This is a genomic window from Moorena producens 3L (assembly GCF_000211815.1).
Lineage (GTDB): Bacteria > Cyanobacteriota > Cyanobacteriia > Cyanobacteriales > Coleofasciculaceae > Moorena > Moorena producens.
Genome location: NZ_GL890967.1, coordinates 62,338 through 74,796, shown reverse-complemented (window position 1 = coordinate 74,796; position 12,459 = coordinate 62,338). Strand labels below are relative to the sequence as shown.

12 protein-coding genes are annotated in these 12,459 nt (G+C 44.4%); 3 read left to right on the top strand and 9 right to left on the bottom strand.

Going from position 1 to position 12,459, the window contains the following annotated elements:
• The first annotated feature begins 55 nt into the window (after nucleotides 1-55).
• Nucleotides 56-376: a helix-turn-helix domain-containing protein gene (locus LYNGBM3L_RS27520; protein ID WP_008189128.1), complete on the top strand. Its 321-nt coding sequence runs from the start codon at nucleotides 56-58 to the stop codon at nucleotides 374-376.
• A 101-nt stretch (nucleotides 377-477) separates the two neighbouring features.
• Here LYNGBM3L_RS27520 and LYNGBM3L_RS27515 read toward each other — a convergent pair whose 3' ends face one another.
• Nucleotides 478-1,104, bottom strand: a complete 627-nt coding sequence (locus LYNGBM3L_RS27515; protein ID WP_008189126.1) for a type I restriction endonuclease — start codon at nucleotides 1,102-1,104, stop codon at nucleotides 478-480.
• Between the two features lie 191 nt (nucleotides 1,105-1,295).
• Nucleotides 1,296-1,448 carry a hypothetical protein gene (locus LYNGBM3L_RS44445; protein WP_154659937.1) on the bottom strand — a complete coding sequence of 51 codons (153 nt, stop codon included), beginning with the start codon at nucleotides 1,446-1,448 and terminating at the stop codon, nucleotides 1,296-1,298.
• A 189-nt stretch (nucleotides 1,449-1,637) separates the two neighbouring features.
• On the opposite strand from LYNGBM3L_RS44445, the gene LYNGBM3L_RS27510 reads away from it, so the two are divergent.
• The gene (locus tag LYNGBM3L_RS27510) at nucleotides 1,638-2,441 is read left to right on the top strand and encodes a TPM domain-containing protein (RefSeq protein ID WP_008189123.1); all 804 of its coding nucleotides are present in this window, start codon (nucleotides 1,638-1,640) and stop codon (nucleotides 2,439-2,441) included.
• A gap of 97 nt (nucleotides 2,442-2,538) precedes the next feature.
• On the opposite strand, the gene rph is transcribed toward LYNGBM3L_RS27510, so the two are convergent.
• The 4 genes from rph to LYNGBM3L_RS27490 form a co-directional block, all read right to left on the bottom strand.
• Nucleotides 2,539-3,243, bottom strand: a complete 705-nt coding sequence (gene rph, locus LYNGBM3L_RS27505; RefSeq protein WP_008189121.1) for a ribonuclease PH — start codon at nucleotides 3,241-3,243, stop codon at nucleotides 2,539-2,541.
• A 107-nt stretch (nucleotides 3,244-3,350) separates the two neighbouring features.
• On the bottom strand, nucleotides 3,351-3,923 hold the full coding sequence (locus tag LYNGBM3L_RS27500; RefSeq protein ID WP_008189119.1) for a deoxycytidylate deaminase: 573 nt from the start codon (nucleotides 3,921-3,923) through the stop codon (nucleotides 3,351-3,353).
• Between the two features lie 610 nt (nucleotides 3,924-4,533).
• Complete coding sequence (locus tag LYNGBM3L_RS27495) at nucleotides 4,534-6,042, bottom strand: thymidylate synthase (RefSeq protein ID WP_008189117.1); 1,509 nt, start codon at nucleotides 6,040-6,042, stop codon at nucleotides 4,534-4,536.
• Between the two features lie 98 nt (nucleotides 6,043-6,140).
• Nucleotides 6,141-7,661 (bottom strand): dihydrolipoyl dehydrogenase family protein, encoded by a 1,521-nt coding sequence (locus tag LYNGBM3L_RS27490; protein WP_008189114.1) that lies wholly within the window; start codon nucleotides 7,659-7,661, stop codon nucleotides 6,141-6,143.
• 146 nt (nucleotides 7,662-7,807) lie between these two features.
• On the opposite strand from LYNGBM3L_RS27490, the gene LYNGBM3L_RS41930 reads away from it, so the two are divergent.
• A complete protein-coding gene (locus LYNGBM3L_RS41930; protein ID WP_165691831.1) occupies nucleotides 7,808-7,960 on the top strand; it encodes a hypothetical protein in 153 nt (50 codons plus the stop codon).
• A 33-nt stretch (nucleotides 7,961-7,993) separates the two neighbouring features.
• Here LYNGBM3L_RS41930 and cobD read toward each other — a convergent pair whose 3' ends face one another.
• The 3 genes from cobD to LYNGBM3L_RS27475 form a co-directional block, all read right to left on the bottom strand.
• The gene (cobD, locus tag LYNGBM3L_RS27485) at nucleotides 7,994-9,130 is read right to left on the bottom strand and encodes a threonine-phosphate decarboxylase CobD (RefSeq protein WP_044495059.1); all 1,137 of its coding nucleotides are present in this window, start codon (nucleotides 9,128-9,130) and stop codon (nucleotides 7,994-7,996) included.
• A 26-nt stretch (nucleotides 9,131-9,156) separates the two neighbouring features.
• Nucleotides 9,157-9,441 (bottom strand): non-specific DNA-binding protein Hbs, encoded by a 285-nt coding sequence (hbs, locus tag LYNGBM3L_RS27480; RefSeq protein ID WP_008189112.1) that lies wholly within the window; start codon nucleotides 9,439-9,441, stop codon nucleotides 9,157-9,159.
• 552 nt (nucleotides 9,442-9,993) lie between these two features.
• Nucleotides 9,994-12,426, bottom strand: coding sequence for a type IV pilus secretin family protein (locus LYNGBM3L_RS27475; protein WP_008189111.1), 2,433 nt, complete (start codon nucleotides 12,424-12,426; stop codon nucleotides 9,994-9,996).
• Between the last annotated feature and the right edge of the window lie 33 nt (nucleotides 12,427-12,459).

Here is a 12,459-nt window from a genome sequence, read left to right as displayed (position 1 = left end):
GCAGCGTCGGCTTTGCCGAATCGCATTTCAGTATTTCTGGTTATATCTCATTTTGATGCCTTACTATAATCCTTTGAAGTCTGGCATTAAAACCATGCTGAGCCAGCATACTGTGACAGAGAAAAGTAAAAGGCGCAAACACACCAGTGATTCACCCTTGGAGGCTCTAAGAATTGAACGCACCAATTTGTCTCAAGACGAATTAGCAATCTACTGTGGTATTCCTCGTGCGACTTACCAGCGCTGGGTCTCTGGTAGGACTGAGGCTAGACCAACGCTGCGGCAACTGAAATTGCTGTGCCAACGACTAGGGATTGAGCACATCGATCAGCTGCCAGAGGAATTTGGACCACCTAGTAGCGCTGAGCGCAATTAAAAATTCAAAATTCTTGAATGGTTACTATAGCGTTTTCACATCAGATGTGAAACCGCTATACTTCCTTCTTGAGCTGAGAGCTGACAGCTATAAGCTGTCAGTCATTCACCTACTAACTGACCTAAGTGTTTTAATATTCTCGCGACAGTATATAGATCATTGCCACGATTCAGCAGAGAGAACTGATTAGAAAAAGCATATTGCAGTTTATCCTGTCGAATTAGTTTCAGAAAAATAAATTCACCGCCATTAGTGACAAATCCGAAAGCAGGCTTTTCTAGCTCAGGATTAGCCAACATATAAGCTAGAGCTTGTGGTATCCCTACTTTTAAAGAGTATTCTGCTCGTTTTGCTTCAATCACCACTATCCAAAACTGAGGTTGGCAAATCAAAATATCAATTCGTCCCCTGACAATCGTTTGCTGATCTTCCGATGAAATTTGTACATCCTTTTCAGCAAGAATATAGAATGGTGGGCGATAAAAATCAGCAATTCTCAACAATGGGGATAGCACCACCATTTTGACAATCGGTTCTACCATGGGATACTCAGATAAGTGCAGATAGTCATCCTTGACCCGATCTAGCCATTGCTTTTCTAGCTCATTTAGTTCTGGTAAATCCTCTTGCCATTCTGGGAATAATTTCTCATCATTAGTAGGCTCTAGTCCAAATTTGTCCTTCAATTGAGGCAGAGAAATATCTTGGGCTACGATTGTTTCTACCATTATGATTTGGGATTTGGGATTTGGGATTTGGGAATTTAAATTTTATTTTTAATTCCTAATACTCTTACCTTATTATAAGCGATCGCGTACCGTTGCTTACGGCCAATCGTAAAACTAATATCGCTCTAAATTTTAAGTAATTACTGCATTACCTGGTTATTTAACTAGTGCAATACTGTTTAATTTAACCCCTAACTCTGATTCTCATTCCACAGTTGTTTTTGATCACCACCTGATGGAATCCAGTCGCTAACTGGGGATAGTTCTGGAAATTCAACTTGTAACCAACCTATACTGCCGTTTCCTCCCACATCTCCCACAATACCTACACTACCCACAACCACCACACATCCCTTTTGACCCTGACTTAAAAAACGTACCCCTGTTAATTATCTCTGTAGTGTACAAGATCGAACATTTTGCGATCGCAACCAAGATTAGAATAAAGTAAACAAGTGTAAAGAAATGCTTAGTTTTACTTGATTCTTTATCTAAAAGATAAGCATACTGTCCATTGCCGGTTGAAAATAACTATGCAGTATCTGTTTCCAAAACGAATTTTAGTATCCCTGGCAGCACTGTTCCTAGCTTGTTCTATGTGGGCGATTGCTCCTGAGGCCAAGGCTTACGACAATCCTGAGTTACTGCCCGAGGTTCAAACACCAGTCATTGATTTAGCGAACTTTATTCCAGAGCTTCAAGAGCAGAGACTAATCCAAGATTTAGAAAGCTTTGAGGAAGAAACTGGCTGGAAACTCCGAGTTTTGACCCAATATGACCGCACCCCTGGTCGGGCAGTCAAAGAGTTTTGGGGACTTAACGACAAAAGTATGTTACTGATTGCTGACGCCCGAGGCGGCAATATCCTAGGGTTTAACGTGGGTGATGCCCTGTATGAATTCCTTCCTCGGACATTTTGGGTAGAGTTGCAAACCCGATTTGGTAATCTCTACTTTGTACGGGACAATGGCGAAAACCAATCCATTATCGAATCCCTAAATACGGTCAAGCAATGCCTGCGCCAAGGGGGATGTCGGGTGGTGCCTGGACTACCACGGGAACAGTGGATTCTGACCCTAATTACTTCTACTGTTGGAGGAGTGATTTTTGGATTTGCGGCTATCCCCCGCAAACGGGAACAGGTTTTCGCTTGGCAATGGGCTTTGATTTTGTCACCACTTTGGGGTATCCTGTTTATTGCCTTCGGTATTGGACCTGTGGTGACACGCACCTCCGATTACTTGCCACTATTGCGCAATATTATTGGTTTCGTTCTTGGTGCCCTTGTGGCTTACTTGTCACCGATGATTAGTGAATCCTCAGCCTCAGAAACTTAACACCTGGTCAAATCCCTGTAATTTCCGGAATTTTCCGGAAATTAATTAATAGCTAGGTTCCAGGAGTTCCTACTCAGTACTCAGCACTATGTTTCTGCTAGCGCTGTGCTTCTAATAACTCCTTAATACCTTTTTCTGCTAGGTCAATCAACTGATTGAGTTGATGGCGAGTATAAGCCCCTGACTCCGCTGTTCCCTGAACCTCAATAATACCCATTTCGTCGTTCATCACTACATTAAAATCCACCTCAGCCGCCACATCTTCGATATAGTTGAGGTCTAAAAACGGCTCACCCTCCAATAAACCGACGGAGACAGCAGCAACTTGGTGAATTAAAGGCGATCGCTCTAGTACTCCCGTTTTAACCAGTTTATCCACAGCATCCACCAGAGCAACATATCCCCCAGTAATGGAAGTAGTGCGGGTACCTGCATCCGCCTGTATAACATCCGCATCCACTGTTAACGTCCTCTCCCCCAAGGCTTTGAGATCAACAGCAGCCCGTAAACTGCGTCCGATCAGCCGCTGAATTTCCTGAGTTCGACCCGAAAGCTTGAGAAGTTCCCGTCTTTGGCGTTCCGGTGTTGCTCCTGGTAACATCCTATACTCAGCGGTTAACCAGCCGCTGCCAGTATCCTTGAGAAATCGGGGTACTTCCTCCTGAACCGTCACGGTACAAAGTACTTTGGTCTCACCACAGTGAGCTAGGACGGAACCAGGAGCATAGCGGGTAAATTCTCGCTCAAACAAAATGGGACGTAGTTGATCCGGTTGTCGGTTATCAGGACGCTGCCAAGACATAAGTTATATAGCAAAGGAAGTAGGAAGTAGGGAGTAGGGAGTAGGGAGTAGGGAGTAGGGAGTAGGGAACAAAAATTATCACAATATTATTGAGCTATATTATCGAGCTAGTCACCTTTAATAATTGTGTAATTGTGATCGATAATTGGATTCGACAACTTCGGAACAGATGTTGGATTGAGTAGAAATGAAGCTGCTCGTTTAGCTGTTTCTTCACTTAACTGGATTTGGGTTAGGCTAACCAAGCCCTCTTTCATAAAATGATCTCTAACTAGAGCTTTCTCTCCACTATTGAAGATAGTCTCATAAAAAACTTTCTTTATGCCAGCTGAAATGATTAACTTTAAGCAAGAGACACAGGGTTCCAGGGTGACATAAATACTGGCTCCAGCAGTGGCAATACCATGTTTGGCTGCAAACGCGATCGCATTCGCTTCAGCATGAACAGCTCGGGATGGCATGGTACGAGACGCATCGCAGCTACTTAGTCCAGGATAGCAGTATCCCTGAGCTGTGCAATGAATTGAGCCAGATGGGGAACCATTGTAACCTGTTGCTAAAATCTGATTGTTTTGAACAATCACTGCTCCTACAGGAAACGCTAAACAGGTTGAGCGAGTAGCTGCTAGCTTAGCCATCATTAAAAAGTATTCATCCCAGTTTGGTCTTTCATTAGTCATTGGTAATTGCCAAATTTTAAATGGTCAATTTTATAGCAAGGTAAATCTAGTTTATGATCTAAAATATAGCACTACGCATTAAGATTATGATATTCCTAAACTCGGAAACTTAGTCATAGCTTACTTCTGACTTCTGACTTCGTTCCTTCTGACTTGCGCGTAGCGCTATATCATCTCTGTTTCAAGGGAACAGGGAACAGGGAACAGGGAACAGGGAACATAAACATGTCTTAACCTTTACTTCGACTGCTATAATACTTCGACTGCTATAACTTGTTATCTTACAAATAACTATTGTTCAAAATGTCTTTGGTTATTGTTTACACCAAAAATCGTTTTTTCAGTTATCTATAGTTTATGCTTATAAAGCATTTATCCTAGTCATGATGTAGAGTCAATTTTTCCATTAACCACTCCCTAAGGGAGTAGCAAAAAAATAAAATACCAGATTTTAGCTTGTAGGGTGGGCAAAAACATTTTGGTTCAAATGAGTCTTATAGATAAGATAACTTTGCCCACCCTACTTTAATTGGTATTTTTTTTACATGCAAGTCCCTAATCCCTACTCCCGTGCCACCCATTACTTTGTAGATCATAATTACTAAAAACGCTATAATTGCTGATAATTTTTGTCTTCCTTTATGGCTATCCAAGCTTTTTCTAATTCTATTCCTAAATAGACCGCATGACTAGGTTGTATTGAAGGATTATCACTACAAATTTTTCTAGCTAAACTCATGGCATTTTTACCAGAATACGTAGCAATTACTTCCCCGCTACCAGGGGTTGTCTGCTTCACTATAATATTAGTATTTTCGGTTTCAATCAAGAAATTACCAATCGAATCAGCATACTGTTTCTGTTCTGAATTGATAAGTTTTTGATACTGATTTTTAATAATCCGATCAGCATAGTCATAACAATCATCATAAATATGAGCACTTTGACTAACAGTAATCAGCGGTCCCATTTTTAATTGAATACCCCCGCGCTTAGCAATTTGGTCTTTAACATACTGCTGTAGGGCTCTGAGTCCAAAGGCATTAGCTGCCCAGGCGCTAAACATATCATTACTTCTCAATGTTGCGGTTAGGGACAATTCATTATCCACAACTCTCAGCCAGATGTGATTCAGACAAGGACTACCCCCTTTCTCATGGTCTTTCACATCCCACAGGGACATCACTGCACTGGCGGCATCAATTTCACCAATGAGTTTGGTGATGACTTGCTCGATTTGGTCACGTCCGAACCAAGAACGTAGACGTTGACCATAAGTATATTTCACCCCTTCTACTACGGGTGCGTCGTCCAGGATTTGATGAATGTATTCTTGGATAAAGTCGCGATCGCATGGTAAATAATTGGGCTGAGGAAAGTAAAATTCAGGAGGTTCTGCCGTTACTACTGCCATTAAATCAATTAGCTCTTGCCAATATCCGTCATAACCGGTGGGCCGAATTGTGCCGGTAGTTTTAATGCGATGAATTATTTTAACCCAAGTTTCAGCTATCGTTCGCCCTTGAATGCGATGTCCGTAGCGCGGTCCTGGTTTTAGGGGGGCACAGCCAGATGCCCCGACATCATTGGCCATGGGAAATTCTAATGGTGTTCCCCAGGGCTCTTGAGTTTTGGAGCCATAAGACTTAACCAGACTAACGGCTTGGGTAATCGAATCAGCCTCTGCCACAGAAATTTCCTTTCTGAGTTGTTCTAGGATGACTAAGGGAATCTCGATGTCAATATACCCTTTGATAGAAGAGCGAATCACCCAGCAGTGACGACCAGTATCACTACTCCCTTCTTCAACCCCATGGTGGAAAAAGTCCAGCAAGCAAGTTCCACTCCCAGCATTGCGGTCTTCCTTAGTAGCGTTGAGAATGACCAAGTAGCGGACATGGGGATTAGCGAGGAGATTACGAATGAGTAGGCTAATTCCCCGGGTGGGACTGTATAACTGTCCGACCACAGCAAATTCCGAGGGGTTTAACTTTTTTGCGATCGCGTCTTTGATCGTCCATCCGGTAATCACCGCCGTTTGACCTGTACCGTAAATCAGTTGGTTAGGCTTGTACAGGGGTTTATACTGGAATTCATTTGGTTTGCTGATTGCTGTCATTTTAATGCAGAAGTTGAAGCTTGAATGTTGACTTTTAAATTTTAAATGTTAACTGTTAAATGTTTAAGGTTTAAGCTTAAAGTAATGGTAATCAACATTCATTTTGACCAACTACGGCGTAGGTTAAAGAAGCCTTCCAGAAAGTTTTTTAAAGTCTGATTACGACTCATTCGTTGGCGCTGCCACTCGATTGCCGTTTTCTTAAAAATCTCTGACAAGGTCGGATAGGGATAATAGACATTTGCCAACAGACCCAAGTTAATTTTCTGCTCAATCGCTAGGGTAATTTCCCCAATTAATTCTGTTGCTTGTGATCCAACTATGGTTGCTCCTAAAATTGTCCCATTGCGCCCCACTACCAGTTTCATATACCCAGTGGTTTGCCCCAGGAGCTGAGCCTGATCTAACTCTTTAAAATATTCTCGCATCACCCATAGATTCTTACCATAGCGCTTTCTAGCTTCTACTTCTGTAAGACCTACCCGTGCTAATTGGGGTTCAGTTAAGACTGTCCAAGGAATCCCGTGATAGTCCACCTTAAAGCAGGGGAAAAACAATGCATTCTTCAAGGCAATGCTGGCTTGATACTGGGCAATATGGCCACAGGGATAACCACCAGCCATCTTGCCACAGCTATAGATGCGGGGATTAGTCGTTTGTAGCTTCTGATTGAGCTGAAGACCCTGCTGAGTGTACTTTATCCCAACCCCTTCTAGATTTAAGGATTCCACATTGGGTTGCTCACCCGTAGCCAGTAAAATGGCATCAGCTTCAATCGCCTTATTACCAGCCTGAACCCAGGTTTTACCCTCAATCTCTCTGACCTGATCAACTGGACTATCCGTCAGAACCCGAATTCCCTCAGCTTCTAACTGAGCTTGTATGAGCCTAGATGCTTCTAGGTCTTCCTGGAACAAAATACGGGTAGTACTGACCACCAACGTTACCTCACAACCGAGTCTCACTAAGGTCTGAGCTAGTTCTGGAGCAATAGGCTCATCACCAATTACTACCCAGCTTTTGGGTAGTGAAGGTTGGGAGGTTGAACCTGCAACCTTCAACTTTCCAACCTTCAACACTTTGTGCCAGATATCGTTTGGTGTGAAATAGTCTATGGTCTGTAACCCTTTGATATCGCTAATATCTGGGCGAGAGCCAGTAGCGATCAGATACGCACGAGACCGCAAACGTCGGTTGTTGACTACAAAACCGAGGTGAGGCAGTCGGCAAAATTCCCCCTCACCCGTGATAATATCAATTCCTAAAGCAGCTAAAATAGCCGGAGAATTCTGTTCTGAGCAGTTGGCAACCACTAGATTAGCCCATTCCATCACCTCAGTTAGTGGTAGGGATGGAAACCCGGTCTGTGACATGTCTGGTTCAGTTGAATCAGCTATTTGAGGATAAATACGCCATTGAGCAGCGTCACGCATCTGCTCAAGCTTACGCCCAATCTCACTTAATACTCTGGTGTAAATAGCCCCTTGTCCTAGCCAGCTAGTTTGTCCTGGCTGAGGGTCTACCAGAGCCACACGAGCCTTTAAACCAGCAGCCGCAACAGCAGCATAGACACCAGCAGGAGTGCTACCAATGATAATTAGGTCATAGTCAACAGTCATTCGTCCAACAGTTAAAGGTTAGCAGGTTACAGGCAGCCCTTGGCGTTCCCGTAGGGTAGGTTGAAGGTTACAGGTTACAGGTTACAGGTGACGCGGTTTCAAGTTACAGGTTACAGGTTGAAAGTTACAGGTTTCAGGCTCTAACCTTGGCCTTTTGGCCACGCTACGCGAACAACCATCTAACTAACCTATCCGACAACAGACGCCTACGGCCAGCAACCTTCAACCTTCAACCTTCTAACCTTCAACCTTCAACCTTCAACCTTCAACCTTCTAACCTTCAACCTTCAACCTTCTAACCTTCAACCTTCTAACCTTCAACCTTCTAACCTTCAACTTATCAAGATAGCGTCTAAAGCTGTTAGTAAGCGTTGGTTATCTGCCTGTGTACGTACAGCGACCCGGAAAAAGCGATCGCCTAATTCCGGGAAGCTTAGGCAATCTCGAATCAGAATCCGATGGTGTTGGAGTAGTTGTGCTTGGATCTGTGAAGTGGATTTTTCTGAGTGTACTAGCAAGAAGTTAGCTGCACTGGGGTAAGGTTGGAGACCAGGTAACTTAGCCAGTCCCTGAAACAGTTGCCTACGCGCTGGTGCTAACCAATCCCAGGTTTGCTGTTGAAATGCTCTATCCTGGACCACGGCAGCTGCGGCTGCCGCTGCTAAGGTATTGATTGGCCAAGGGTCCCGCCACTTCTGCCAACGTTGGAGTCGCTCAGGGTGGGCAATGCCATAACCTAGTCTGAGTCCAGGAAGGCTGTAAAACTTGGTAAGCGATCGCAAAATTACCAAGTTCGGATAATCCCCAATTAAAGGAATCAGGCTTTGCTCCTGCTCAGGAGGCAGGAAATCCATGAAAGCCTCATCCACAACCACCAAAGCAAATTGCTTCAGATAAGGCTCAATTGCTTCTGAGGTAAACAATTGACCTGTGGGATTGTGGGGGGTATTCAGCAGCAAACCCTTTCGAGTCCCCTCTTGTGGGAGTAAGGAAGTAAGGGAGTCAGGGAGTAAGGGCATCAAAGAATCAATCTCGCGGCCCATCTCCCCATCTCCCCATCTGAGACTAGGTCTCGAGAGTTCCCTCATCAGGGGGCACTTCCTAATTCTTGCTCCAAATGCCTTCAGTCCCCGTTGGTAGTCCCTAAATGCTGGGGTAATCATCAAGGTCTGATCTAGTTCTGATAGCTCGCGACAAGCCCAAGTTAATAATTCGGCTGAGCCATTACCTGGAAGAATCCAGTCTGGGGGCAGGGTTGGATGCAGTTGCGTCAAACACTGCCGCAGCTCGGCATAATTGGGGTCAGGATAAGCTACCAGGTTATTTAGCCCAGACTCAATCGCTGCGATCGCACTTTTAGGGGGACCAAGAGGATTGATGCTGGCAGAAAAATCAAGAATTAAGGAAGGAGGACAGTTAGCCAGTGCTGCTGCCCAGGCTAAATTTCCCCCGTGAGTTGGTCGTTTCAAGGACAAGTTTCTGAGTGAATCAGCGATTACTCCTTCGGTGGTGCAACTCTCTCTTTAAAAACCTTACCAGCAGAAAAGGCTGGAACCTTAGTTGCCGGAATTTCCATCTTTTCACCGGTTTTGGGATTGCGGCCCTCACGAGCCTTACGCTCCCGGGATTCAAAGGAACCAAAGCCCACTAAGGTGACTTTATCACCCTCGGACACTGCTTCCATAATCGTCTCTATCGTAGCAGTTAGTACTGCATCGGCTTGTTTTTTGGTTACAGTAGCTTTTTCCGCCACTTTATCAACTAATTCACCCTTATTCATTCAAATCTCCTTGTTTTTCAGATCATCCAACCAGGGTTTTCAACAAAAAAATCGCTGCAACACTCGCAGCTTCAAGGTTTCACTGCATTATTCTAATGTTTGCAATGCCTATATGGATCGTTGAATGCTTTAATTTATATAGATTTCAGAATTTTGCCCCAAAATGCTCCCCTAAATTTATTCCTGAGGGAGTAGGCAATCAGAATTTTTGATGATCAATCATTGTTAATTATATATAATTCATTTAAGGTAAGCCCCTCGCTCTAGCCGTGCTTGGTGAGCCTCCTATGGGATAGCAAAGGTGAGAGCCTTTTTTATATATTGACAATAAACCTTAAAATAAGGTATAATTAAGGATTTATAAAAATTAACTCAAACCAAGTCAATAAAATTGTCAACCAAAAACAAATAAACACGTAAAAGTTTCAAAACCTAACTATTCCCACCACTAAAGTAGGGGGGAGTAGTCAAATCCATAAGTTAATTCCCCCCGAGCGAGCAATCCCTCGCTCGGGGAGATAAGTGTTGATTGACGTTTACCTTACCTTTACCTTAATTACCTGGAGACTGAAATCCTCCCCGGTTTAACATTTGACGGGCATCCCGTCCAGGGGTGTAACTGTAACCATACCCACCATTGCGGTCTGTGTCATCCATAATTTGAGGGGTCACCAGGATGATCACTTCACTACGCTGATTCTGCTTATTGGTGCTTCTGAACAGAGCACCTAGTAAGGGAATATCACCCAAAATTGGCACCTTCGATACCGTTGTGCGGTCAGTGTCCTGAATAATGCCAGATAGTATTAACGTCTGACCATCCCGCAGACGAACTAGTCCAGAGCTTAGTTCTCGGCGACTGAGGAATGTGATTTCGTTTTGTGCATTATCACTGTTAAATTCTTGAGTTCCCGAGGGAGCTGTGATCACAGGAGATGTCGATAAAGTGATAAAACCATTATCGTCAATTCTGTCAACATTCACCGTTAGGGTTAAACCAGCCTCTTCAATAACCGGGGTGATGGTTCTAGTGGCCACACCACCGTCTAAGTCTATATCTGTCGTTACACTAGTCAATACCTCCTGAACCAACTTGACACTAGCTTCCTGCCCTTCTTGGATCACTAGAGTCGGGTCGGTCAGAATCTTGGCGTTGCTGCTGGTAATCTGAGCCTGCAACGTTAATAAAAACTTATCAGGGTACTCGAATAGAGAAGGAAGCGAAAACTCAAACTCGTTTCCATCATCTTGACGTTGGACATCCGTCACACCTGGCTGGAATGGATTATTATTTCGACCAAAACCAGGACGTGCGAAGAGTGATGGAGTACCAGCGGTTTCATTGAAACCCTCAATCACGTTATCAAAGGGAGCATTTTGTCTATCGAAGAATATATCACCGTCTCCGTCTACAGCACGAAAATCAAATGGCTCAACATTAGGAAACTGACCACTAATTACATTATCTCTACTGGGGGGATTAACCCTACCGAAATTAACTGCTGCAGCTCCGCCATCACTGACTACAAAGGTATCATTAATGCCAAAGGAGAAACTGGCATTATAGGCATCGGTGCCAGCCAGGTTAACATCAATAATCTTGACATTTACCGCCACTTGACGGCGACGAGCATCCAACTGTTTGAGTAAAGACGTCGCAATTTCAATTTGCCTCGGCTCACCCACCAGAGATATGGAATTAAGTCGGTCATCCGTAGATACTGCTAATCCCTTCAGCAACAGTGCCCCTTGGCTACCGTCTTCCTGCTCACTGGTAATTGCTCGAATCTCTGGGGGTCGTTCGATTTGTCGCACCACTCGTTGGGTTTCAGGATCGATGATTTCTTCGGTCTCGATTACTACCTGTTGCACTTCTGCTCCCTGAGTGGCTAAGAAAGTAGCAGCCCCTTGGACACTGGCTTGATTGAGCCGTAGAGTACGACTAATTAGATTACGAGCGGCTTGAGGGAGTTTGGCCCCAACAAAAATTGTGCTTCCCCGACGGTTAGCCTGAAGACCAGACAGCTGGAGAATATAGTTGAAAGCATCTTGAACCGGTTCGTTTTCTAAATCAATAGAAATGGTGAACTGTGCTACACCCGAGTCTTCATCTGACTCAGCAAAGGCCAGATTGAGTCCAGCCGAACGAGCCAACAGAGACAACACTTCTCGAATCGGTGCTTCTCGTAATACCAAACGGGGCACTAGAATTGCTGTGCCAAGATCTATAGTGCTAGCAGCAGCATTAATATTAGAAACAGCAATATCCCCCACTGGTGGTGCTACTGCTCTAGGTAAGAAGGGGGGCGCTGGCGCAATCGGTTGCACCGCATTAGCTGGAGCTGCCGGTATTCCATCAATAATAATTTCTGGCTCAGGTACCAGCACATCTGGTTCAGGAGCCACGATTTCTGGAGGTTCAGGAGTTTCTGACGGGTTAGCTTCTGGTTCTGGTTCTGGTTCAGAAAGTTCCGCCGGTTTCTCCATCTGTTCCGTTTCAGCATTAGTTCCTCTATTAGGAACTTGAGCCAGCTTCATCACCGATGAGTCTTGGATAGATAATATCCCCTGATTCTCAGTAGTGGTGTCAATGCCTAAGGTAATTCCCTGAGCATCCCTTTGGATCAGTGAACTGATTGGGAGTTTGTCAGTGCCTCGAATTGTCACCCTGACCCGATTGTCATCCAGTTCCTTAACCGCAACCGCACTGATATTGGGTAGGGGGTTAGTCTGACGGAAGTTAGTCCCTTGGGGCAAACTCAGCTGGGTATTAACCAGATCAGCAACCAAGACATTGCCTTGGTTAACAGCAAAAATCTGTGGACGCTCATTGCCCCCTTTTGTCTCAAGTTTCAGTTCCAGTTCACTCCCCTGCTGGTTGAACCGTATGGCACTAACTTGGCTTGCTGCGACTACAGGCTGTGTTGCCCATAAAGCCATTGCTGTAGCCGCGAACACTCCACCACATACTTGAATCTGTCTCACGATCGATTTCTCCAATCTCCTGACTCAAATCAC